At 57.2% G+C, this 24,898-nt stretch carries 18 protein-coding genes; 8 read left to right on the forward strand and 10 right to left on the reverse strand.

The features are described from left to right. Positions 1 to 14 precede the first annotated feature (14 nt). From carB to kefC, 3 genes are all read left to right on the forward strand, one after another. Entirely contained in the window at positions 15 to 3,239 is a 3,225-nt protein-coding gene (carB, locus tag M2406_RS12215; protein ID WP_012005165.1) for a carbamoyl-phosphate synthase large subunit, read from the forward strand. A gap of 180 nt (positions 3,240 to 3,419) precedes the next feature. Continuing rightward, on the forward strand, positions 3,420 to 3,977 hold the full coding sequence (gene kefF, locus M2406_RS12220; RefSeq protein ID WP_259190193.1) for a glutathione-regulated potassium-efflux system oxidoreductase KefF: 558 nt from the start codon (positions 3,420 to 3,422) through the stop codon (positions 3,975 to 3,977). Next, positions 3,970 to 5,823: a glutathione-regulated potassium-efflux system protein KefC gene (gene kefC / locus M2406_RS12225; protein ID WP_012005167.1), complete on the forward strand. Its 1,854-nt coding sequence runs from the start codon at positions 3,970 to 3,972 to the stop codon at positions 5,821 to 5,823. Before kefF ends, kefC begins: the two co-directional genes overlap by 8 nt. Positions 5,824 to 5,866: 43 nt before the next feature. Here kefC and M2406_RS12230 read toward each other — a convergent pair whose 3' ends face one another. Further along, a complete protein-coding gene (locus M2406_RS12230) occupies positions 5,867 to 6,481 on the reverse strand; it encodes a LysE family translocator (protein WP_012005168.1) in 615 nt (204 codons plus the stop codon). Between the two features lie 128 nt (positions 6,482 to 6,609). On the opposite strand from M2406_RS12230, the gene M2406_RS12235 reads away from it, so the two are divergent. The 4 genes from M2406_RS12235 to M2406_RS12250 all read left to right on the forward strand — a co-directional run bounded on the left by M2406_RS12235 (position 6,610) and on the right by M2406_RS12250 (position 10,580). Continuing rightward, a complete protein-coding gene (locus tag M2406_RS12235; RefSeq protein ID WP_012005169.1) occupies positions 6,610 to 7,410 on the forward strand; it encodes a threonine/serine exporter ThrE family protein in 801 nt (266 codons plus the stop codon). After that, positions 7,407 to 7,871, forward strand: a complete 465-nt coding sequence (locus M2406_RS12240) for a threonine/serine exporter (protein ID WP_017891577.1) — start codon at positions 7,407 to 7,409, stop codon at positions 7,869 to 7,871. The genes M2406_RS12235 and M2406_RS12240 overlap by 4 nt, the downstream gene beginning before the upstream one ends. Positions 7,872 to 8,014: 143 nt before the next feature. Continuing rightward, the gene (folA, locus tag M2406_RS12245; protein ID WP_012005171.1) at positions 8,015 to 8,497 is read left to right on the forward strand and encodes a type 3 dihydrofolate reductase; all 483 of its coding nucleotides are present in this window, start codon (positions 8,015 to 8,017) and stop codon (positions 8,495 to 8,497) included. Positions 8,498 to 8,690: 193 nt separating this feature from the next. Continuing rightward, entirely contained in the window at positions 8,691 to 10,580 is a 1,890-nt protein-coding gene (locus tag M2406_RS12250) for a PhoX family phosphatase (protein ID WP_012005172.1), read from the forward strand. A gap of 39 nt (positions 10,581 to 10,619) precedes the next feature. Here M2406_RS12250 and apaH read toward each other — a convergent pair whose 3' ends face one another. The 6 genes from apaH to lptD all read right to left on the reverse strand — a co-directional run bounded on the left by apaH (position 10,620) and on the right by lptD (position 17,381). After that, positions 10,620 to 11,471 (reverse strand): bis(5'-nucleosyl)-tetraphosphatase (symmetrical) ApaH, encoded by an 852-nt coding sequence (gene apaH / locus M2406_RS12255; protein WP_012005173.1) that lies wholly within the window; start codon positions 11,469 to 11,471, stop codon positions 10,620 to 10,622. A 2-nt stretch (positions 11,472 to 11,473) separates the two neighbouring features. After that, positions 11,474 to 11,851, reverse strand: a complete 378-nt coding sequence (gene apaG, locus M2406_RS12260; RefSeq protein WP_012005174.1) for a Co2+/Mg2+ efflux protein ApaG — start codon at positions 11,849 to 11,851, stop codon at positions 11,474 to 11,476. Positions 11,852 to 11,863: 12 nt separating this feature from the next. Next, positions 11,864 to 12,682 carry a 16S rRNA (adenine(1518)-N(6)/adenine(1519)-N(6))-dimethyltransferase RsmA gene (gene rsmA, locus M2406_RS12265; protein ID WP_012005175.1) on the reverse strand — a complete coding sequence of 273 codons (819 nt, stop codon included), beginning with the start codon at positions 12,680 to 12,682 and terminating at the stop codon, positions 11,864 to 11,866. Then, positions 12,675 to 13,667: a 4-hydroxythreonine-4-phosphate dehydrogenase PdxA gene (gene pdxA / locus M2406_RS12270; RefSeq protein ID WP_017891579.1), complete on the reverse strand. Its 993-nt coding sequence runs from the start codon at positions 13,665 to 13,667 to the stop codon at positions 12,675 to 12,677. The genes rsmA and pdxA overlap by 8 nt, the downstream gene beginning before the upstream one ends. Further along, entirely contained in the window at positions 13,654 to 14,952 is a 1,299-nt protein-coding gene (surA, locus tag M2406_RS12275; protein WP_012005177.1) for a peptidylprolyl isomerase SurA, read from the reverse strand. Before surA ends, pdxA begins: the two co-directional genes overlap by 14 nt. A 65-nt stretch (positions 14,953 to 15,017) precedes the next feature. After that, positions 15,018 to 17,381, reverse strand: a complete 2,364-nt coding sequence (gene lptD / locus M2406_RS12280) for an LPS assembly protein LptD (RefSeq protein WP_012005178.1) — start codon at positions 17,379 to 17,381, stop codon at positions 15,018 to 15,020. Positions 17,382 to 17,609: 228 nt separating this feature from the next. On the opposite strand from lptD, the gene djlA reads away from it, so the two are divergent. Continuing rightward, on the forward strand, positions 17,610 to 18,431 hold the full coding sequence (gene djlA, locus M2406_RS12285) for a co-chaperone DjlA (RefSeq protein ID WP_012005179.1): 822 nt from the start codon (positions 17,610 to 17,612) through the stop codon (positions 18,429 to 18,431). A gap of 48 nt (positions 18,432 to 18,479) precedes the next feature. Here djlA and rluA read toward each other — a convergent pair whose 3' ends face one another. The 3 genes from rluA to M2406_RS12300 all read right to left on the reverse strand — a co-directional run bounded on the left by rluA (position 18,480) and on the right by M2406_RS12300 (position 24,842). Beyond that, positions 18,480 to 19,130 (reverse strand): bifunctional tRNA pseudouridine(32) synthase/23S rRNA pseudouridine(746) synthase RluA, encoded by a 651-nt coding sequence (gene rluA, locus M2406_RS12290; protein ID WP_259190196.1) that lies wholly within the window; start codon positions 19,128 to 19,130, stop codon positions 18,480 to 18,482. Positions 19,131 to 19,186: 56 nt separating this feature from the next. Next, entirely contained in the window at positions 19,187 to 22,093 is a 2,907-nt protein-coding gene (gene rapA / locus M2406_RS12295; protein WP_259190198.1) for an RNA polymerase-associated protein RapA, read from the reverse strand. Positions 22,094 to 22,478: 385 nt separating this feature from the next. Continuing rightward, positions 22,479 to 24,842, reverse strand: coding sequence for a DNA polymerase II (locus tag M2406_RS12300; RefSeq protein ID WP_259190199.1), 2,364 nt, complete (start codon positions 24,840 to 24,842; stop codon positions 22,479 to 22,481). Positions 24,843 to 24,898 lie beyond the last annotated feature (56 nt).

Consider the following 24,898-nt stretch of genomic DNA (forward strand, 5'->3'; position numbering starts at 1 on the left):
CAGGAGCAGTAAAAATGCCAAAACGTACAGACATAAAAAGCATCCTGATCCTCGGCGCTGGCCCGATTGTTATCGGCCAGGCGTGTGAGTTCGACTACTCGGGTGCTCAGGCGTGTAAAGCGCTGCGCGAAGAGGGTTACCGCGTTATTTTGGTGAACTCCAACCCGGCCACTATCATGACCGACCCGGAAATGGCCGATGCGACCTACATCGAGCCGATTCACTGGAAAGTGGTGCGCAAAATCATCGAAAAAGAGCGCCCGGATGCCGTGCTGCCGACCATGGGCGGCCAGACCGCACTGAACTGTGCGCTGGAGCTGGAACGTCAGGGCGTGCTGGCCGAATTTGGCGTGACCATGATTGGCGCCACCGCTGACGCGATCGATAAAGCCGAAGACCGTCGCCGTTTCGACGTGGCGATGAAAAAAATCGGCCTGGACACCGCGCGCTCCGGTATCGCGCACAATATGGAAGAAGCGCTGGCGGTTGCCGCTGACGTTGGCTTCCCGTGCATCATCCGTCCTTCCTTTACCATGGGCGGCAGCGGCGGCGGCATCGCTTATAACCGCGAAGAGTTCGAAGAGATCTGCGAACGCGGCCTGGACTTGTCACCGACCAAAGAGCTGCTGATTGACGAGTCGCTGATTGGCTGGAAAGAGTACGAGATGGAGGTGGTGCGCGATAAAAATGATAACTGCATCATCGTCTGCTCGATTGAAAACTTCGACGCCATGGGCATCCATACCGGTGACTCTATCACCGTGGCCCCGGCGCAGACGCTGACCGACAAAGAATACCAAATCATGCGTAACGCCTCGATGGCGGTGCTGCGTGAAATCGGCGTGGAAACCGGCGGCTCCAACGTGCAGTTCTCGGTTAACCCGAAAACCGGCCGCCTGATCGTTATTGAAATGAACCCGCGCGTGTCCCGCTCTTCGGCGCTGGCATCGAAAGCCACCGGCTTCCCGATTGCCAAAATCGCCGCCAAGCTGGCGGTGGGTTACACCCTCGACGAACTGATGAACGATATCACCGGTGGCCGTACGCCGGCCTCGTTTGAACCGTCCATCGACTACGTGGTAACCAAAATTCCTCGTTTCAACTTCGAGAAATTTGCCGGTGCCAACGACCGTCTGACCACCCAAATGAAATCCGTCGGCGAAGTGATGGCGATTGGCCGCACCCAGCAAGAGTCGCTGCAAAAAGCGCTGCGCGGCCTGGAAGTGGGCGCCACCGGTTTTGACCCTAAAGTAAGCCTGGACGACCCGGAAGCGCTGACCAAAATTCGCCGTGAACTGAAAGATGCCGGCTCTGACCGCATTTGGTACATCGCAGATGCCTTCCGCGCCGGCCTGTCGGTGGACGGCGTATTCAACCTGACCAACGTCGACCGCTGGTTCCTGGTGCAGATTGAAGAGCTGGTGCGCCTGGAAGAGCAGGTGGCCGAAACCGGCATCAACGGTTTAACGCAGGAGTTCCTGCGCACCCTGAAGCGTAAAGGCTTCGCCGATGCGCGTCTGGCTACCCTGGCCGGCGTTGCCGAAAGCGAAATCCGCAAGCTGCGCCACGGTTATGGGCTGCACCCGGTTTACAAGCGTGTGGATACCTGCGCGGCAGAATTCGCCACCGACACCGCTTACATGTACTCCACCTATGAAGAAGAGTGCGAGTCTAATCCGACCAATGACCGTCCGAAAATCATGGTACTGGGCGGCGGTCCGAACCGTATCGGCCAGGGCATCGAGTTCGACTACTGCTGCGTACACGCCTCGCTGGCGCTGCGCGAAGACGGTTACGAGACCATTATGGTCAACTGTAACCCGGAAACCGTGTCAACCGACTACGACACTTCCGACCGTCTGTACTTCGAGCCGGTCACGCTGGAAGACGTGCTGGAAATCGTGCGTATCGAGAAGCCGAAAGGCGTGATCGTACAGTACGGTGGCCAGACCCCGCTGAAGCTGGCGCGTGAGCTGGAAGCCGCAGGCGTGCCGATTATCGGTACCAGCCCGGATGCGATTGACCGTGCGGAAGACCGCGAGCGTTTCCAACAGGCGGTACAGCGTCTTGGCCTGAAACAGCCGGCCAACGCCACCGTCGCCACCATAGAACAGGCGGTAGAGAAAGCGGCCGGTATCGGTTACCCGCTGGTGGTGCGTCCTTCCTACGTACTGGGCGGCCGCGCGATGGAAATCGTCTACGACGACATCGACCTGCGCCGTTACTTCCAGAACGCGGTCAGCGTCTCTAACGACGCGCCAGTGCTGCTGGACCGCTTCCTGGATGACGCGGTAGAAGTCGACGTCGATGCGATTTGCGACGGCGAGCGGGTGCTGATTGGCGGCATCATGGAACACATCGAACAGGCGGGCGTGCATTCCGGTGACTCCGCTTGCTCACTGCCGGCCTACACCCTGAGCAAAGAGATCCAGGACGTGATGCGTCAGCAGGTTGAGAAACTGGCGTTCGAGCTGCAGGTTCGTGGTCTGATGAACGTGCAGTTTGCGGTGAAGAACAACGAAGTCTACCTGATTGAAGTCAACCCACGTGCCGCGCGTACCGTGCCATTCGTCTCCAAGGCAACCGGCGTCCAGTTGGCCAAGGTGGCGGCACGCGTGATGGCAGGCAAAACGCTGGCCGAGCAGGGCGTAACGGAAGAAGTTATCCCGCCTTACTACTCGGTGAAAGAAGTGGTGTTGCCGTTCAACAAGTTCCCGGGCGTCGACCCGATTTTAGGGCCGGAAATGCGCTCTACCGGGGAAGTGATGGGCGTTGGCCGCACCTTCGCGGAAGCCTTCTCCAAGGCGATGCTCGGCAGCCAGTCAGGCATGAAAAAACAGGGCCGTGCACTGCTGTCGGTACGTGAAGGCGATAAAGCCCGGGTGGTGGATCTGGCGGCAAGCCTGCTGAAACAGGGCTTTGAACTGGATGCGACCCACGGGACCGCCGTGGTGCTGGGCGAAGCGGGGATTAACCCGCGCCTGGTCAACAAGGTGCATGAAGGCCGTCCGCACATTCAGGACCGTATCAAGAATGGCGAGTACACCTACATCGTAAACACCACGGCCGGTCGTCAGGCGATTGAGGACTCCAAGCTGATTCGCCGCAGTGCGCTGCAGTACAAGGTGCATTACGACACTACCCTGAACGGCGGCTTCGCCACCGCGATGGCGCTGAAGGCTGACCCGACCGAACAGGTCACTTCGGTGCAGGAGATGCACGCACGCATCGGTAAGTAATCTCTCCAGGCCGTAACATCGGGGCGCTGCAGTTCAATGCAGCGCCCTTTTTTTATCTCCTTCAGCCAATTTGTTGTCTCGCGTTAAAAATTTCCGCTATCAATCATTCAGCAAACTGTCACTCTGTGTGATTGGTATATGCTTGATATATTGGCAAGGAACGAAGGAACGACGACAACCATGATCCTGATAATTTACGCCCATCCTTATCCCCGGCATTCTCATGCCAACCACCGCCTGTTACAGGCGGTCAAGGATCTTCCCGAGGTGGAAGTCCGTTCGCTGTATGAGCTGTATCCCGATTTCAATATCGATATCAACGCCGAACAGCAAGCGCTGGAGCGTGCCGACCTGGTGGTGCTGCAGCATCCGATGCAGTGGTACAGCCAACCGCCGTTGCTGAAACTGTGGATCGACAAAGTGCTGGAGCACGGCTGGGCCTACGGCCATGAAGGCGATGCCCTGGTAGGCAAAGATCTGCTGTGGGCGGTAACCAGCGGTGGCGATGAGCACCATTTCGAACTGGGCGATTACCCAAATTTTGCCGCTCTGGGGCAGCCGCTGCAGGCTACGGCGCTGTATTGCGGGATGAACTGGCAGCCCTATTTTGCCGTTCATAACACCTTTACCTGCAATGAACCGGCGCTGATTGCCGCCGGAGAAGCCTACCGGCGGCGGCTGGTGGATTACCTGATGGAACACAGTGAACCGGCGGAGCAGGGAGTAGAACATGGATAATCACCATATGATGATTGAGGGGCTGATCTATCTGGGATCGGCCGCGCTGTTCGTGCCGATAGCGGTGCGGCTGGGGTTGGGCTCGGTACTGGGTTATCTGATCGCCGGCTGCATTATTGGCCCCTGGGGGCTGAAACTGGTCTCTGATGCCGAGTCGATCCTCACCTTTGCCGAGATTGGCGTGGTGCTGATGCTGTTTATCATCGGGCTGGAGCTGGATCCGAAACGGCTGTGGACACTGCGTGCTTCGGTGTTTGGCGGCGGTATTATCCAGATGGCGGCCTGCGGGTTGGCGCTGAGTGCCTTTTGCTATTTCCTCGGGCTGGACTGGAAGGTGGCACTGCTGATTGGCCTGACGCTGGCGTTGTCCTCTACGGCGATAGCCATGCAGGCAATGAGTGAACGTAACCTGACGCCGTCACCGATTGGTCGCAGCGCGTTTGCGGCCCTGTTATTCCAGGATATTGCGGCGATCCCGCTAGTGGCGATGATCCCATTGCTGGCCAGCAGCGGCGCCGTCACCACGTTAGCGACCTTCGCCCTGTCGGCGGCCAAGGTCGTCGGCGCGCTGGTGATTGTGGTGCTGCTCGGCCGCTATGTGACCCGGCCACTGCTGCACTTTGTCGCCCGCTCCGGCATGCGCGAAGTCTTTAGCGCCGTGGCGCTGTTCCTGGTGTTTGGCTTTGGCATCCTGTTGGAAATGGCCGGGCTGTCGATGGCGATGGGCGCCTTCCTTGCCGGGGTGATGCTGGCGAGCTCCGAATACCGTCATGCATTGGAAAGTGATATTCAACCGTTCAAAGGCCTGCTGCTCGGGCTGTTTTTTATCGGTGTTGGCATGTCGATCGACTTCGGCACCCTGTTCCATCACCCGCTGTTGATTGCCTCGCTGCTGTTGGGCTTTATGCTGATCAAAGCGGCGCTGTTGTGGTTGATTGCTCCCTGGCTTGGCGTACCGAAACGTCAGCGCGGCATGTTCGCCATTTTGTTAGGTCAGGGCAGTGAGTTTGCCTTCGTGATCTTCGGGGCCGCACAGCTGGCCGGGGTGTTGCCGCCGGAGTGGGCCAAATCGCTGACGCTGGCGGTGGCCTTGTCGATGGCGGTGACGCCGCTGTTGCTGGTGGTGGCTGCAAGGATTGAGAAAAACGCGCCGAAAGATGAGCGTCCGGCGGATGAAATCGATGATGAGAATGCCAGTGTGATCATTGCCGGATTTGGCCGTTTTGGCCAGATCGCCGGCCGTTTGCTGTTGGCCAATGGTGTGCATACCGTGGTACTGGATCACGATCCGGACCATATTGAAACGCTGCGCAAATTCGATACCAAGGTGTTTTATGGTGATGCCACCCGCGCCGATCTGCTGGAGGCCGCAGGCGCCGAGCATGCCAAGGTACTGATCAATGCTATCGATGATGTGGAGGCCAATCTGCAATTGACCGAACTGGCCAAGCGGCATTTCCCACACCTGAAGGTGGTGGCGCGCGCACGCGATGTTGACCATTGGTATCAGTTGCGCCAGTTAGGGGTGGAAAGTCCGGAGCGTGAAACCTTTGAAAGCTCGTTGCGCATTGGTCGCGAAACGCTGGAACTTTTGGGGTTGGATGCTTACGAGGCACGTGAAAAAGCGGATACCTTCCGGCGCTACAACCTGAAAATGCTCGAGGAAACGCTGGAGAATTATCAGGATACCGAATTCCGTCTCGCGGGTCTGCAACGGGCCAAAGAGATGCTCAGTGCGGCTATCGAGCAGGATCAGAATCGGTTGGCACGGGTACAGCAGAGTGGCTGGCGTGGCAGTATTGACGGCAAGGCACCAGAGGATGAGGTAGTGGAAGCCAAGGGGTAAACCCGATGGGCGCAGCACGGTGCTGCGCCCCATTCTGGAAGAGTTAGCTCAGTGCGACTTTGATGCCCAGGGCAATCAACATGCCGCCCAGCAATTTATCAACTATCTTCTGGGTCTTTTCCAGCCCGCGACGCACCGGACCACTTTGGATCAGGAGCACCAGCACCGGCCACCACAGGACGGACAGGCCAAGGATAATCCCCGCATACCACAGTTTTTCACCCAACCCGGAGTCGATCTGCAATACCTGAGTGAATACCGCCAGGAAGAACAACGTGGCCTTCGGATTGAGCAGATTACACAGATAGCCCTGCACAAAGGCACTTTTCAGACTCACCTGCTGCTGTGGCACATTACTGACGTTCATTTTACTGCCGCCGCGTGACAACAGCGCCTGAATGCCAATCCAGACCAGATAGACCGCACCGGCGTATTTCAGTACGTTAAACAGCCATGGGGTGGTGGTGATCACTACCGCCAGTCCGGCAACGCAGTAAGACATATGGGTCGCGACGCCGCAGATCACGCCGAAAGCGGTCATCATGGCGGCCAGGCGCGGGTAGCGGGTGGCATTCTTGATCACCATGAAAAAATCCGGGCCGGGCGACAGCATACCCAGGGTAGCAATACCGGCAACGAACAGCGAAGTTTCAAGCATGATTTGACTCTCTGCACAAAAGGCCTAATTGCGCTGATAATAACGCCACTTCCCCTGATACGCATCAACCCAATGAGGTAATGTGTAGCACTATGATGAATATTCACTCACGGACGTGACGGAGCATAATGCATCAGGCAACCCCGACAGAAACGCCGGAGCTGAACCGGCAACAGCGTGAAATCACTCGTCTGTGTATTCAATGTGCCTTGCTGTTGTTACAGCACGGCGCCGAAAGCACGGTGGTGGAGCAGTTATCGACCCGTTTGGGGTTGGCGCTGGGGATGGACAGCGTGGAAAGCTCTATCTCGGCCAATGCGGTGGTGCTGACGACAATCAGTCACGGCGAATGCCTGACGACGACGCGCAAGAACGTCGATCGCGGCATCAATATGCAGATGGTGACAGAGGTACAGCATATCGTTATTTTGGCGGAACACCGGCTGGCGGACGCGCACGACGTGGCCCGACGCTTCGAGAAAATTCGCCCGCTGCGCTATCCGCGCTGGCTGGTGGTGCTGATGGTGGCACTGTCCTGTGGCTGCTTTAGCGTGTTGAACGGCGGCGATCAGAAGGCGTTCGCCGTGACCTTTATCGCCAGTGGTCTGGCGATGAGCGTGCGCCAAATGCTGACCGCGCGCCACATGAATCCACTGATCAACTTTTGCCTGACGGCGTTTGTCGCCACCTCGGTTTCCGGCCTGTTGCTGCGGCTGCCGATGTTCAGTGAAACCTCCACCGTAGCGATGGCTGCCAGCGTGCTGTTGCTGGTGCCGGGCTTTCCGCTGATTAACGCGGTTGCGGACATGTTCAAAGGCCACATCAATACCGGGCTGGCGCGTTGGGCGATGGCCAGCCTGCTGACGCTGGCGACCTGCATTGGCGTGGTGATGGCAATGTCGCTGTGGGATCTGCGGGGGTGGTCATGAATCTGCTTTGGGCTTTGCTGCAGGACATGCTGCTGGCGGCGGTACCGGCGCTGGGTTTTGCCATGGTATTCAACGTCCCGGTGCGCGCGCTGCGTTATTGTGCGCTGCTTGGCGCAGTAGGCCACGGTTCACGCATGCTGATGATGCACGCAGGAATGAACATCGAATGGGCCACGTTTTTGGCGGCGATTTTGATCGGCATGATCGGTATTTACTGGTCGCGCTGGCTGCTGGCACACCCGAAGGTGTTTACCGTGGCGGCAGTGATCCCGATGTTCCCGGGCATTTCGGCCTATACCGCGATGATCTCGGTGGTGGAAATTTCGCATTTGGGTTACAGCGAGGCGCTGATGGCCACCCTGATGAGCAACCTCCTCAAGGCCTGTTTTATCGTCGGCGCGTTATCGATCGGGCTGTCGTTACCCGGGTTGTGGCTGTACCGGAAACGCCCTGGCGTTTAAGCGTGACCAAGCCGGTAAAATTGATTATTAGATATACTGATAAGAGCTATCTTATATATTCATATTGCTTGATTAGCCTATCGACGGCAGTTGGGGCTTTACGTATAGTGTGAGCAATTTTGCTGCCTACACAGGGTTTAACAATGATTATCAGCCTGATCGCTGCCTTGGCGGCGGATCGCGTTATTGGCATGGAAAACGCCATGCCGTGGCACCTGCCGGCGGACTTAGCGTGGTTTAAACGTAACACGCTGAATAAACCGGTGATTATGGGCCGTAAAACTTTCGAGTCGATTGGTCGTCCATTACCGGGCCGCCATAACATCGTGTTAAGCAGCCGCGCCGGCACCGATGCCGGGGTGACCTGGGCCACGTCTATCGACGAAGCTCTGGCCGCTGCCGGGGATGTGGAAGAAGTGATGGTGATCGGCGGTGGGCGTATTTACAGCCAATTCCTGGCACGCGCCAATCGCATGTATCTGACGCATATCGATGCCGAAGTCGGTGGCGACGCCCATTTCCCTGACTATGAGCCGGATGAATGGGAAACGTCGTTCAGCGAATTCCACGATGCTGACGAAGTGAATTCTCACAGCTATTGCTTCGAGATTTTAGAACACCGTTAATTCCCGGGCGTTAGTTGTATCTTCCTGAGGGCGCAAGAGATTGCGCCCTTTGTCGTTTCTGCGGCAAACCTCCGTCAGCTTCTGATTGTAACATTTTCGTCACACTTCCTGATTAGTATGAAGCCCAACTCTGAGCGCCCGGCAACTCTGGTGAATCTTGACTGCGGCGCCATTTAAAAAAGGAAGCAATGCAATGACGAGCAAAATTGAGCCATTAGATGCCGACCGCCTGACCGATCCCACCCGTCGTAAACTGCTGCTGGGCAGCGCCGGAGCCGTAGGCCTGGCCGGTTTCCTCGGCGGCGGCATCTGGACGGTTTCCGCCGAAGCACTGGCCGAGGATTTACCGCCGAACAAGCTGCTGGGTTTCAAAGGCATTGCGGCCTCCACCGCCGATGAGGTGGTGATTGCACCGGGGTATCGTGCCGAGGTGCTGATCTCCTGGGGCGAGCCGTTGGTAGAGGGCGCTGCCGCTTTTGACCCGCAGGGTAACAACAGTGCCGCCGACCAGGAAAAGCAGTTTGGCGACAACAACGATGGTATGAGCTTCTTCCCGATTGATGATAATCACGGCGTGATGGCCATCAACAATGAATATGTTAACGAGCAGTATCTGTTTGCCCATGGCGGCAGCAAAGCCACCAGTCTGGAAGATGTGCGTAAATCGCAGGCCGCGCACGGTGTTTCTATCGTGGCAGTGAAGCGCGCCGGTGACAGCCAGCGTTGGGAAGTAGAGCGTCCGTCGCGCTATAACCGTCGTATTACGGCCAACACCGAAATGCAGTTCAGCGGCCCGGCCGCCGGTCATGCATTGCTGCAAACGGCAGCCGATCCGACCGGGCGCAAGGTCCTGGGCACCTTCGGCAACTGTGCCAACGGTAAAACGCCCTGGGGGACTTATCTGACCTGCGAAGAGAACTTCGATACCTATTTCGGCACCCATCAGGCCGACTATAAGACCACGGCGGATCAAAAGCGCTATACGCTAAAAGTCAGCGAACCGGAGCGCAATTGGCCGGATTACGACGAGCGTTTTGACGTGGCGAAGAATCCGAATGAATTTAACCGCCATGGCTGGATCGTCGAAATCGACCCGATGAATCCAACTTCGACGCCAATCAAACACACGGCGCTGGGCCGATTCAAACATGAAAATGCTGCGGTAACCGTTGCCAAGGATGGTCGCCTGGTGGTTTACATGGGTGACGATGAGCGCGGTGAGCACATTTACAAGTATGTTTCCAAAGGCGTGGTGGACGTGGCTAACCCGGCCAATAACCGTAGTTTGCTGGACGAAGGCACGCTGTATGTGGCGCAGTTTGACGGTGATGCCGGCGGTACGCCGTTGAAAGGCACCGGCCGCTGGATTGCCCTGGAGTTCGGCAAAAATGGCCTGACGCCGGAAAACGGTTTCCGTGATGAGGCCGAAGTGCTGATCTTCGCCCGCAAGGCCGCGGCACAGGTGGGCGCCACCAAAATGGACCGTCCGGAATGGATCGCGGTCAACCCGCATGATGGTCGTGCCTACTGCACACTGACCAACAACAGCAAGCGCGGCGAAGAAGGCATGCCATTGAACGCGGCTAACCCGCGCCCGAACAATGTCTATGGCCAGATTATCCGTTGGGATGAGGGCGGCGATGCTACGGCGGCGTCATTCACCTGGGATATTTATGCGCTGTGCGGCAACCCGATTGCGCATCCGGAAGGGGTGAACCGCGGTACGCCAAATATCACGGCAGACAATACCTTTAACAGCCCGGACGGGTTGGGCTTTGATAAGTCCGGTCGCCTGTGGATCCTCACCGACGGTAAATACAGTAACAAGGGTGATTATGCCGGGCAGGGGAACAACCAGATGCTGGTGGGCGATCCACTCAGTGGCGAGATCCGCCGCTTTATGGTTGGGCCAAAGTCGTGCGAGCTGACCGGGATTACCTTCACGCCGGATTACAAGACGATGTTCGTCAACGTTCAGCATCCGGGGGAAGAAGGAGACTCTCATTTCCCGAACAATAGTCCGCGTCCGCGCTCGTCAGTATTGATGATTACGCGGGAAGACGGTGGGGTGATTGGGGCTTAAGAAGAAAACAGCGGGGCGGCATTGACCGCCCCGGCTTGATTATGACGCGGCCTGTTGGTGCACGCCGTCCAGCAGATCCCGGCGATTGGCAGGTTGGGTAAAGTACTGTTGGTCTTCCCAGCGCAGCATGGTCAAATCGCCTCCCCAGCAGCAGCCGGTATCGAGGCCAATAACGCCTGCCGGTGTACCTCTGCCTTCCAGTGATGCCCAGTGACCAAAGATAATGGTGTAATCGGCATCGACCAATCGTGGCAACTCAAACCAAGGTTTGAGCGGCGCAGGCGCGGTGCCTGGCGCATCTTTGCAGATCATGTCGAGCTGGCCATTCGGGAAGCAGTAACGCATGCGCGTCAGGGCATTGGTGCTGAAACGCAAGCGCGCCAGCCCACTCAGCTCCGGGCTCCAGTTGTTCGGCATATCGCCGTACATGGCATCGAGGAACAGTGGGTAGCTGTCGCTGCTCAGCACCGCTTCCACTTCACGGGCGCACAGTTGCGCGGTTTCAATGTCCCACTGCGGTGTGATACCGGCATGCGCCATCACCAGTTTGAGTTGTTCATCTACCTGCAATACCGGTTGGCGGCGCAGCCAGTTGATCAATTCGTCGGCGTCCGGGGCTTCCAACAGCGGGGTGATGCGGTCTTTGGGCTTGTTGCGGCTGATACCGGCGTAGACCGCCAGCAGGTGCAGGTCGTGGTTGCCCAACACCATGCGTACCGCAGGGCCGAGTGAACGCACGTAGCGCAATACATCCAGTGAACCAGGGCCGCGGGCGACCAGATCGCCGGTCAGCCACAGCTGGTCTTGCTGAGGATCGAAAGCCACCTGGGCCAATAGCGATTTCAGTTCATCAAAACAGCCATGAACGTCGCCGATAAGATATGTCGACATAATTAGTGAATCAGCGTTGGGATAGCTAAGCGGAACACCGGAATAGCGGTCTGGAACGGCTGACCCTGATGATCAACCATTTCGTAATGGCCTTCCATGGTACCCAATGGCGTTTCAAGGATCGCACCGCTGGTGTATTGGAATTCTCCACCGGGCGGGATAAGCGGCTGTTCGCCGACGACGCCTTCGCCCTGAACTTCGGTCTGACGGCCATTGCTGTTGGTGATCAGCCAGTAGCGGCCCAGCAGTTGCACATTGAAACGCCCCAGGTTGCGGATGGTGATGGTATAAGCGAAGACGTAACGTTCTTCCTCAGGTATCGACTGTGATTCCACATAGACACTTTGTACCTGAATACATACGCGGGGCGAATCAATCATGACCACAACTCCTTATTGCTGCGGCGCGGGATTGGCTGAAAGCCAGTTGGCCAGCTTACAGTATTGCGCCACAGAAATATTCTCTGCTCTCAGTATCGGATCGATACCCAACTCCGTCAGTTGCTCTGGGGTGAACAGGTCGCCCAGGCTGTTACGGACGGTTTTCCGGCGTTGGTTGAACGCCTGAGTGGTAATACGGCTCAGCATCCGCACGTCGCCGACCGGGTTCGGGTTCACCAGGTGTGGCACCAGACGTACCACGGCGGAATCCACTTTCGGTGCCGGGGTGAAGGAGGTCGGTGGCACTTCCAGCACCGGAATAACGTTGCAGTAGTACTGCGCCATTACGGTCAAACGCCCGTAGGCCTTGCTGTTCGGGCCGGCAACCAGGCGGTTAACCACTTCTTTCTGCAACATAAAGTGCATGTCGCGAATGGCCTGAGTATAGCTGAAAAGGTGGAACATCAGCGGCGTCGAAATGTTATACGGCAGGTTACCAAACACGCGCAGCGGCTGGCCAGCCTGTTCGGCCATTTCGGCAAAGTTCACCGTCATGGCATCTTGCTGGTGAATGGTCAGTTTGTCTTTCAGCTGTGGGTGATTTGCCAGGCGGGCCGCCAAATCGCGGTCCAGCTCAATCACCGTCATGCGATCCATGCGTGCGCCGACCGGCTCGGTCAGTGCGCCCAGGCCGGGACCGATTTCAACTACCGCTTCACCCGGCATCGGGTGAATGGCGGAGACAATGCTGTCGATGACAAACTGATCGGTTAAAAAGTTCTGTCCAAAGCGTTTGCGGGCAAAGTGCCCTTGGTGGACTTTATTATTCATTACAATTAATTATCATTTTAATGGCGAGATTCAAGGCCGTTTTAAAACTGCCTGCATCGGCGGTGCCGGTGCCGGCCAGTTCCAAAGCGGTACCGTGGTCGACCGAGGTACGGATAAAAGGCAAACCGAGGGTAATATTTACCGCCCGGCCGAACCCTTGGTATTTTAGCACCGGTAGACCCTGATCGTGATACATCGCCAGCACCGCATCGGCATGTTGCAGATACTTGGGCTGGAACAGGGTGTCTGCCGGCAGTGGGCCGATCAGAGTGATACCTTCAGCACGCAGCGCGTCGAGCGCCGGGATGATGGTATCTATCTCTTCACGTCCCATATGGCCGCCTTCCCCGGCATGCGGGTTCAAGCCACAGACGTAGATCTGCGGTTGGGCGAGGCCAAATTTGGTTTTCAGGTCGTGGTCGAGAATGCGGATGACTTCATGCAGGCTTTGCCGGGTGATAGCGCCAGGCACCGCCAGTAAGGGCAGGTGGGTGGTCGCCAGCGCCACGCGCAGCTCTTCGGTCGCCAACATCATCACCACGCGATCGCAACCGCTGCGATCGGCAAAGAATTCGGTATGGCCAATGAACGGCACGCCGGCGTCGTTGATGACGCCCTTGTTCACCGGGCCGGTGATCAGCGCGGCGAATTCACCGTTCAGACAACCGTCGCAGGCACGCGCCAAAGTTTCTACCACGTAGGCACTGTTACCTACGTTCAACTCACCCGCTACTACCGGATGAGCGGTAGCGACCGGCAACACCGTCAAGGTACCCGCGCGCTGCGGCTGAGCAGGTTGCTGTGGCTGATAGGTGCGCAGTTGCAGCGGCAGGTCTAACTGCCGGGCGCGTTCAAGCAACAAGGCCGGATCCGCGCACACCACCAGTTCAACAGGCCAATCCTGTTGCGCCAGCGCTGCCACCAAATCCGGCCCAACCCCGGCAGGCTCGCCGGGGGTGATTACGATGCGATTATTGTTGTGCATTACCGTCAAGGATCTTCACGTAAGCCTGAGCACGTTGTTCCTGCATCCAGGTCTGCGCTTCTTCAGCAAACTTGCGGTTGAACAGCATGCGGTAAGCGCGATCTTTCTGCGCCGCATCGGTTTTGTCTACCTGACGCGTATCCAGCAACTGAATCAGGTGCCAGCCGAAGGAAGAATGCACCGGTTGGCTGACTTCGCCTTTACTCAGCTTCATCAACGCGTCACGGAAGGCCGGATCGTAGATGTCTGGGGAAGCCCAGCCCAGATCGCCGCCCTGCAATGCAGAACCTGGATCCTGAGAAAGCTGTTTGGCTTCGTCAGCAAACTTGGCGCGGCCGCTCTTGATGGCTTCGGCCACCTCTTGCAACTTGGCACGTGCCTGATCGTCAGTCAGTACCACAGAAGGTTTCAGCAGAATGTGACGAGCGTGAACCTCGGTAACAGACACCGACTGGTTGGCACCACGGATATCATTCACTTTCAGGATATGGAAGCCGACGCCGGAGCGGATTGGCCCAACCACATCGCCTTTTTTGGCGTTAACCAGTCTTTCGGCGAACAGGGTCGGGATCTCCTGCAGTTTGCCCCAGCCCATGTTGCCGCCTTTCAGCGCCTGGGAGTCGGCAGAGTAGGAGATTGCCAGCTTGCCGAAGTCGGCGCCGCCGTTGATTTCACCCATCAGTTTTTTAGCCAGCGCTTCCGCGTCGTCTACCTGCGCCTGCGACGGGTTTTCCGGCAGCGGGATCAGGATGTGGCTGATGTTCATTTCGGTATCGCTACCGTTTTGAGCGCCAACCTGAGCGGCCAGTGAGTCCACTTCCTGCGGCAGGATAGTGACGCGGCGGCGCACTTCATTGTTACGCACCTCAGAAATCAGCATTTCCTTGCGGATCTGCGAACGGTAGGTGTTGTAGTTCAGGCCTTCATACGCCAGACGGCTGCGCATCTGATCGATGCTCATTTTGTTCTGTGCGGCGATGTTGCCGATGGCTTTGTCCAGATCGGCGTCAGAAACGTTGATCCCCATTTTCTTGGCCATCTGCAGCTGGATGTTATCCATAATCAGGCGCTCAAGGATCTGGTGACGAAGCGTTTTGTCATCCGGCAATTGCTGGCCGGCCTGCTGTGCATTGAGTTTTACCGACTGCAACAGGGTGCTTACGTCGCTCTCAAGGACCACGCCGTTATCCACGACGGCGGCGACTTTATCCACTTCTTGGGGTGCTGCGAACGCGGTATTGGCACAAACCACCAATCCGAGAATAAGCGTTCTCCAGTTCTTCATACATTTCCCATTATGTAATCCGCAAATGCGGGTTAAAGTTCTCGTTTTCAAAGTGTTACAAAGCATCAAAATGCACGCTGGTAAGGCAGAATGCCGGAACGCAACATTTCCGCGGAGCCCAGACTGTGATCGCTGCTCAGGCCACGCAGTTCGACGTTGAACGAAACTTTGTTGTCATAAACGCTGGTATTGTTGCTGCCATTCCAGTCGGTGATCTTACGCTCATAGCCCAAGGTCACTGCCCAGCAGCAGGTGTTGTACTTCACACCGAGCAACTGATCGGCGGACTGTTTGGCACGGGTGTCGTAGTAATAAGCCCCAACGACGGCCCAACGATCGGCGATTGGCCAACTGCCGGTGACGCCCACCTGCGAAATACCGTCCTGATAGGCTGGAACCTGCTTGGTGTTCAGTGCCGTTTCAATATACTCCGGCGTGGCGTAACGGTAGTTCAACTGCAGGACGCGTTCAGAATCCTGACGGTATTCCAGTACGCCGTTGCCCAATGAAACGCTATTGAGGCGCGTGTCATACTGCAGGCCGCCACGCAGGCCCCAACGATCGTCAATCTTCCAATAGGTGTCACCGGCCCAGGCCAGGCTGCCGGTATCATCATTGTTATCGTAGCCCGTGGTTTGGTCACCGGTACGGGAACGGCTGAAGTAGTAAATTTGACCCACGGAAGCGTTAAAACGTTCAATCAGCGCGTCATCATAAATTCGCGTGGTCAAACCGGTTGAAACACGGTTCTGTGAAGCGATGCGATCCAGGCCGCTGTAAGTACGGTCGCGGAACAGGCCGGAGTAGTCGGTTTGCAGCAGCGTGGTGTCGTAGGTGTAGATGTTGCTCTGGTCGCGATACGGCACATACAGGTACTGCATGCGCGGTTCCAGGGTCTGGGTATAGCCTTCGGACCAATCCATTGGGCGGTCAAATACCATCTTGCCGTCGACCTTGAACTGCGGCAACACGCGGTTGACCGAGTCTTCAAGACCTGGCGCGTTGTTACCGGTACGGCTCTTGTAGTTGGCGGCAAAACCGTCTGGAATATCCTGCTGATAGTGGGTTGCCAGCAGTTTGGCTTCGGTGTTCAGACTGCCCCAGCCGTTGGTCAGCGGCAGGCTCAGCGTCGGTTCCATATGCAGACGTGTTGCGTCCGGGCTGTATGGGTTGACGCTGATGAACTTGGCCGCCTGGCCGTAAATGCGGAAATCGAACGGGCCGAGATCGTCTTTATAGTAGTTCAGGTCCAGCTGTGGCTGAACTTTATAAGAGTCGGATTGGCTGCGGTCAGTATCGTCGTAGATCTGGAACTGTTTGGAGCTTAACGTCGCGTCCCAGTTATCGATGGCGTAGCCGAGGCTGAATTTCTGCGTCGCATAGCCGTCGGTGGTGGAACCGTATTTGGAGTCCAGATCGGTAAAGTATTTGGAATCGCTGACCTTGGTGTAGTCGACGTTGAAGCGCCACACCTGGTCCATCACCCCATTGTGGTTCCAGTAGAACAACCAACGTTTACTGTCGTCAGGGTTGTCCTTGCTGTATTCCTTATCGTTCGGCAACCAGTCGAACTCCATCAGGCCCAGGCCCGGCTGCACCAGATAGCGGAATTCGTTCTGCAACTGCAGGCCGCGTCGGGACATGTAGTGCGGTGTGATGGTGGCGTCGAAGTTCGGCGCAATGTTCCAGTAATACGGCAGCATAAATTCAAAGCCATTGCTGCTGCCATATTTTGCGTTCGGGATCAGGAAACCGGAGCGACGTTTATCACCGACCGGCAATTGCAGGTACGGGCTGTAGAACACCGGCACGCCGCCAATTTTAAAGCGGGCGTTCCAGATTTCCGCCACCTGCTCTTCGCGGTCGTGGATCACTTCGGTACCGACCACGCTCCAGCTGTCGTCGCCGGGCAGACAGGAGGTAAAGGTGCCGTTTTCCAAAATGGTATAACGGTTGGCACCGCGCATCTTCATCTTGTCGGCATCGCCACGCCCCTGACGGCCTACCATCTGGTAGTCACCCTCATAGACGTCGGTATCTTTGTTGTTCAGGTTCGACCAGGCTTTCGGGCCTTTCAGCTTGATCTGATTGTCGCTGTAGTGCACGTCACCGGTAGCGGTCACGGTGCGCACCGGATCGGTCTGCCCCGGATTTTGCGTCTGGTTCAGTTCCACCTGTTTGGCGGTCAGGGTGCTGTTGCCTTGTTCAATATTCACGTTACCGGTGAACAGCGCACTTTTCGGATAATCCGCGCGGGAGTCATCGGCGTGAATGGTGACGGGCAGGCTGTTGGGATCGCCGCTGACCAGCGGTTTATCATAAACAGGAACGCCAAGCATGCATTGCTCAGCAAGGTCAGCCAGAGCGTGCTGGCTGTAGAGTGCCGTCCAAATCAGTGTGGCCAGCAGTGTTGGGAAACTTTTTTTCATACGCGGTTTTGGTGTTCCGTCATCAGAGGCGTCATGTCCGGCAAACGGTCAGAGACTATATTACTCATCTGCGTTGCGCTAGTGTTAAATCCGGCCGTTTACTTGCGTCGTCGATAGGCGCAAAGATAAATGACAGGTATGATAATCCAAATCCTGAGAAAAATCGCCTTAACCCTTACCTAAGACGGAAGGGAGCAGTCGGCTTTCGGCATGATAATTGAGGAGTATATGCAGTATTGGGGAAAACTGCTCGGGGTCATCGTGGCCGTTTGGGCTGGCGCGGGATTCTGGGGTGTAGTTTTGGGGCTGATTGTCGGTCATATGATCGATACTGCGCGCAGCAATAAGCGTAGCCGGGGCTTTTTCGCCGGCCAGCAAACGCGGCAAACGCTGTTTTTCCGCACCACTTTTCAGGTGATGGGTCACCTGACCAAATCAAAAGGACGCGTTACCGAGGCGGATATTCAGATCGCCAGCCTGTTTATGGATCGTCTGCAACTGCACGGAGAAGCTCGTACCGCGGCGCAGCAGGCATTTCGTGAAGGCAAACAGAGCCAGTTTCCGCTGAGAGAAACGCTGCAGCAGTTCCGCAGCATTTGTTTCGGCCGTTTTGACCTGATTCGGATGTTTCTGGAAATTCAAATCCAGGCGGCATTCGCCGACGGTTCGCTGCACCCGAACGAACGTCAGGTGCTGTATGTGATTGCTGAAGAACTGGGTATTTCGCGTGCGCAGTTCGATCAATTCCTCAGCATGATGGAAGGCGGGCGCCAGTTTGGCGGCGGTCAGCAGGGCGGTTATTCGCACGGCGGTTTCCAGCAGGCGCAACGTGGGCCAACGCTGGACGATGCTTGCAAAGTGCTGGGTGTCAGCAGTAGCGACGATGCCACCACCATCAAGCGCGCTTACCGCAAGCTGATGAGCGAGCACCATCCGGACAAGCTGGTGGCGAAAGGTTTACCGCCGCAAATGATGGAAATGGCCAAGCAGAAAGCGCAGGAGATTCAGGCAGCATACGACCTGATCAAGCGTGAGAAAGGCTTCAAGTAAGTCTGGATCCTGAATGCCTGATAAGGGCCCAGCATGCTGGGCCCGTTTTCAGAAATCCGGCTCGGCGCGAAAGTGCATGGGGGTCTGGAACGCCGGGTGGGTAATACGCAGTTCCTGGGCATGCAGCTGTAACCTGGGCGCCATGGCTTTGACTTCTGGCGGTGCGTAGAAACCGTCACCGAGGATTGGGTGGCCCAGCGCCAGCATATGCACGCGTAACTGATGCGAGCGGCCGGTAATCGGCATGAGTTTTACCCGCGTGCTGCCATCGGCGTCGCGTGACAGCACCAGATACTCGGTTTGCGCCGCTTTGCCCGTCTCGAAACACACCTTCTGCAACGGCCGGTTCGGCCAGTCACAAATCAGCGGTAAATCCACCAGGCCTTCATCGTGCTCCAGATGGCCCGATACGCGGGCGATATAAGACTTCTTCGGTTCGCGATCGCGGAACTGGCGCTTTAGCTCACGCTCTGCCGCCTTGTTCAGCGCCACCACAATCACACCGCTGGTCGCCATATCCAGGCGATGCACCGATTCTGCCGCCGGGTGATCCGCCAGGACGCGCGTCATCAGGCTGTCTTTATTTTCCGGGGCGCGGCCGGGTACCGACAACAGGCCACTCGGTTTGTTGACCACCATAATGTGCTCATCCTGATACAGAATATGCATCGGGCCTTGCGGGGGATTGTAGGGTTCCATCTAATTGGCTCCGCTGAAAGTGACAACAGGGGAACCGAAGTTCCCCTGTGCGCAGGTTACTGGTGAGTTACTACCACCAGACGGATAGCATCCAGACGCCATCCTGCTTCATTCAGGTTTACCAGCACCTGCTTGCGATTGAACTCCAGCGCTTCGACTTCGTCATCACGGATGTTCGGGTTGACCGCCTTCAGGGCTTCCAGACGCGCCAGCTCGGTGCTCAACTTGTCATCCGCTTCCTGTTTCGCCTGCTCTATCAATGCGCGTGCCTGCTCTTCAACCAGGCTTTCCGCCTGTTGCAGCATGGCATGCACATCCTGTTGCACCGCATTGACCAGTTTGCTGGAGGTATGGCGGTTAACCGCGTTCAACTGACGGTTGAAGCTTTCGAATTCAACCTGCGCCGCCAGATTGGTCCCTTTGCGGTCCATCAGCATACGGATTGGCGTCGGTGGCAGGAAGCGGGTCAGTTGCAGGTGCTTCGGCGCCTGAGCTTCTACCACGTAGACCAGTTCGACCAGCAGGGTGCCGACCGGCAACGCTTTGTTTTTCAACAGGGAAACCGCACAGCTGCCGGTATCGCCGGACAGGATCAGATCCAGGCCGTTACGAATAATCGGGTGTTCCCAACTGACGAACTGCGCATCTTCACGCGACAGTGCCTGTTCGCGATCGAAGGTCACGGTGCAGCCGTCCTGCGGCAGGCCCGGGAAGTCTGGCACCAGCATGTGGTCGGATGGCGTCAGGACAATCAGGTTATCGCTGCGATCGTCCTGGTTGATACCGACGATATCGAACAGGTTAAGCGCAAAGCCCACCAGGTTGACATCGTTGTCCTGATTGGCGATGGCCTCTGCCAGCGCTTGCGCTTTCTCGCCGCCGTTGGAGTGCATTTCCAGCAGGCGGTCACGGCCCTGCTCCAGTTGCACTTTCAGGTGGTCGTGCTGCTGACGGCAGTGGTGAATGAACTCATCCAGCCCTTCCTGCTCGGTCGGTGCCGCCAGGAAACCAATCAGCTGCTCGTAGCCGCTGTCATAAATGGTACGGCCGGTCGGGCAGGTGTGCTCGAAGGCATCCAGCCCTTCGTGGAACCAACGGCCCAGCACCGCCTGAGCGGTGTTTTCCAGATAAGGCACCATGATCTGAATGTCATGCATCTGGCCGATACGGTCCAGACGGCCGATACGTTGTTCCAGCAGGTCCGGGTTGAACGGCAGATCGAACATCACCAGGTGGCTGGCGAACTGGAAGTTACGGCCTTCTGAGCCAATCTCCGAGCACAGCAGCACCTGGGCGCCATCTTCTTCTGAGGCGAAGTAAGCGGCGGCACGGTCGCGTTCGATAATCGACAGGCCTTCGTGGAAGACCGCGGCGCGGATCGCTTCACGTTCACGCAGCACTTGTTCAAGCTGCAGCGCGGTGGCGGCGTGGGCGCAGATCACCAGTACTTTCTCGTGGCGGTTGGCCACCAGGTAGTTCAGCAACCATTCAACGCGCGGATCGAAGTTCCACCAGGTGGCGTTCTCGCCTTCGAATTCCTGATAGATTTGCTCCGGATACAGCATATCGCGCGCGCGCGCCTCAACGGTTTTCTTCGCGCCCATGATACCGGACACTTTAATCGCGGTCTGATACTGGGTCGGCAGCGGCAGTTTGATCTGGTGCAGGAAACGGTGCGGGAAGCCCTTGACGCCGTTACGGGTGTTACGGAACAGCACGCGGCTGGTGCCGTGGCGGTCCATCAGCATGGTGACCAGTTCCTGACGCGCCTGCTCACTGTTGTCGCTGTTGCTGTTGGCCGCTTTCAGCAGCGGTTCGATATCCTGCTCGTCGATCAGTTCGCCCAGCAGGTTCAGTTTGTCATCGGCCAGGCGTTCACCGCTCAGCAGCAGGGTGACGGCATCGGCCACCGGGCGATATTTTTGCTGTTCGGCGACAAAATCCTGGTAATCGTGGAAACGGTTCGGATCCAGCAGGCGCAAGCGGGCGAAGTGGCTTTGCTGGCCGAGCTGTTCCGGGGTGGCGGTCAGCAGCAGCACGCCGGGAATGTGCTCAGCCAGTTGTTCGATGACCTGATACTCGCGGCTTGGTGCCTCTTCGCTCCAGGCCAGGTGGTGGGCTTCATCGACCACCAACAGATCCCACTGGGCGTCGGCCAGCTCTTCCAGGCGCAGTTTGTTGCGACGGACGAAGTCCAGCGAGCAGATCACCAACTGTTCGGTTTCAAACGGGTTGCTGCTGTCGAGCTTGGCCTCGGAGTAACGGCTGTCGTCGAACAGCGAGAAATACAGGTTGAAGCGGCGCATCATTTCGACCAGCCACTGGTGCTGCAGGGTTTCCGGCACCACGATCAGTACGCGCTCGGCGCGGCCTGCCAGCAATTGCTGGTGAATGATCATCCCGGCTTCGATGGTTTTACCCAAACCCACCTCATCTGCCAACAGTACGCGCGGCGCATGGCGCTGGCCGACTTCATAGGCGATGTGTAACTGGTGCGGGATCAGGCTGGCGCGCATGCCGCGCAGGCCGGCAAATGGCAGACGATACTGCTCGCTCTGGTATTTGCGCGCACGGAAACGCAGGGCGAAACGGTCCATACGGTCGATCTGGCCGGCAAACAGACGGTCCTGTGGCTTGCTGAAGGTCAGTTTGCTGTCCAGCAGCACTTCACGCATTGCCACACCGCTTTCCTGGGTATCCAGGCGGGTGCCAATATAAGTCAGCAGGCCGTTTTCCTCTTTGACCTCTTCCACCTGCAGCTCCCAACCTTCGTGGTTGCTGATGGTGTCGCCCGGGTTGAACATCACGCGGGTGATTGGCGAGTCATTTCTGGCATAGAGGCGGTTTTCGCCGGTGGCGGGGAAAAGCAGGGTAATCATGCGCGTATCCAGCGCCACGACGGTTCCCAGTCCTAATTCGCTTTCCGTGTCGCTGATCCAGCGTTGACCAAGTGTAAAAGGCATATATTGTCGGCTCGATTCTTTAAGTAAGTCTTGTTACCGGGCGAAAGGGCCGCGGCACCCGTATCAAACGTTGCTAATCCCGATTTATTTTAATATGGCGGGCAATAGCTAATACCCGTCGTCTTTCAAGCTGCAGTGTTGTTACCTGCACTCGCTCACCCCAGTTACTTACTCAAGTAAGCGCTTGGGGATGAGCGAGTTGGGCGCCTAACTGCAGCTTGAAATCCATAGGGTATCGCTCCCATGCCTATGTCATCAGGCGGTGAGGGAGATGATTCAGAATTTGGGAAGGGCGCTATGGTAATGGAAGGCGGCGCGTTCGTCACCTGCAAAACCCGATGAATTTTTTTAACCCTTCACCAAAGCCCGCAGAGTGGGCCGAATGCTAAAACAGGCCCATCTGCCCGGTCACCAGCGTAGTAAAATCGTCATGCAAAAATGGCAGTATAGCGTCTGCCACCGGTTCCAACTGGCGCTCCAGATAATGGGGGTAATCAATCGCCGACTGCTGGGTTTCCAGCGGCTCCGGCCCGGCCACGGTCATCACATAGCTGATCCAGCCGCCGTTCTGGTATTGCAGCGGTCGCCCCTGCTGACGATTATAGTCGTCGGCGATGCGGGCTGCGCGGACATGTGGCGGGACGTTGCGTTGATATTCGTCCAGCTTTCTGCGCAGGCGCTTGCGGTAGACCAGCCGATCGTCGAAATCGCCGTTAAGCGTTTGGCTAACGTATTCACGCACAAAATCCTGATACGGCTGCCGTTTGAAAATACGTTGGTAAAGCTGCTGCTGGAACTGCTGCGCCAGCGGTGTCCAGTCGGTGCGCACCGTTTCCAGCCCTTTGTACACCATCTCTTCACTGCCGTCCGGTTTGGCGATCAGCCCGGCGTAACGTTTTTTACTGCCCTGTTCGGCACCGCGAATGGTGGGCATCAGAAAACGTGAGTAATGGGTTTCGAACTCCAGTTCCAGCGCATTCTCCAGCCCATACTGTTGCTGCAAATGCTGTTGCCACCATTGGTTCACCTGTTCGACCAATGTACGGCCTATTTGCGCTGCCTGCTGCTCGTCATGCGGTTGTTTGAGCCAGACGAAGGTGGAGTCGGTATCGCCGTAGATCACCTGATAACCCTGAGCCTCGATCAGTTCGCGCGTCTGGCGCATGATCTCATGGCCACGCAGAGTGATCGACGAGGCCAGACGGGGATCGAAGAAACGGCAACCGCTCGATCCCAATACGCCGTACAGCGCGTTCATGATGATCTTCAATGCCTGGGACAAGGCTTTGTTCTGCTGACGTTTGGCCGCTTCGCGGCCCTGCCAGATCTGCTCGACGATCGCCGGCAGGCAGTGTTTGCTGCGCGAGAAACGGGCATGGCGGAAACCGGGCACCGAATCGGCATTGCCGGGGTGTTGCATGCCTTCCACCAGTCCGACAGGGTCGATGAGGAAGGTACGGATGATCGACGGGTACAGGCTCTTGTAATCGAGCACCAGCACCGAGTCATACAGGCCAGGCTGTGAATCCATCACAAAACCGCCGGGGCTGTGCTCTTCCGGCTGCTCGCCAAGGTTGGGGGCAACAAAACCCAGCCGGTGCATGCGTGGCATATACAGATTGCTGAATGCGGCGACGGAACCGCCGCTGCGGTCGGCCGCCAATCCGGTCACCGTGGCGCGCTCCAGCAGGAAGGTCAGCAAATCGGTCTTGGCGAAGATTTGCGTTACCAGTTCGCAGTCTTTGAGGTTGTAGCGTGCCAGCGCCGGTTTGTCTTCGGCGAAGCGCCGGTCGATTTCTGCCATTCGCTGGTAGGGATTGTCGATCGACTTGCCTTCGCCCAACAGCGTCTGCGACACATGTTCCAGGCTGAAAGAAGGGAAGTTCCAGGTGGCGGATTTCAGCGCCTCGATACCGTCGATAATCAACCGACCGGCAGCGGAGGCGAAAAAGTGGTTCTGTTTGAAGCCGTGTTCACGCCATTCGAGCAGGTTGCCACCGCGGCCCAGTTTTAGCGGAATTTGGTAACGCTCAGCGTGTTTTTGCAGCACCCGTAAATCGAACTGCACCAGGTTCCAGCCAATGATGGCATCGGGATCGTGCCGCTCCAGCCACTGATTCAGCCGTTCCAGCATCTGCGGGCGGCTGACGCAGTACTCCAGGTCAAAATCCAGCGCTTCATTGCCACCGTTGGCCGGCCCGAGCATGTACACCTGGCGCTGACCGCAACCTTCCAGCGCGATCGAGTACAGCTCGCCGTGGGCGGTGGTTTCAATGTCCAGCGAGACCAGTTTCAAGGTCGGACGGTATTCCGGTGCCGGTTTCATTTGGCCGTTGATCAACGGGCCATTGCCGTTCGCCTGGCCGCTGAACCAGACCGGTGCGGTGATAAAACGCTCCATCAGGTAGCGTTCCGGCGGGCGAATATCGGCCTCATAGAGGTTAACGCCGCCGTCTTTCAGCAGCCTTTCCAGTTTGATCAACTGGCGGTGCTGACGGCAATACAGCCCCAACACCGGACGATGATGGAAATCGGTCAGCGGCAACGGTTTTAGCTCCCATTGCCGCTCTTCCCGCAGCAACAGCTCGGCGTGTTGGCGCTGTTCGGCCGGGATAAAGGCGACCGAGGTCTGCGGTGCCAGGCGAAGTTGCTGCGGGCCGCTGTCGGTCGCCAGCCAAAACTCTACCTCGGTGCCGGCGGGCGTATCACGCCAGTGGCGGGTGAGCAAGAAACCCTGTTGGAGTGACATCGCGCTGTTCCTGACAAGCTAAGCTATAAGGGAGAAAATATAAATATAGTATGGGT

Source organism: Serratia sp. BIGb0163, assembly GCF_024809935.1.
In the GTDB taxonomy this organism is placed as follows: domain Bacteria; phylum Pseudomonadota; class Gammaproteobacteria; order Enterobacterales; family Enterobacteriaceae; genus Serratia; species Serratia quinivorans.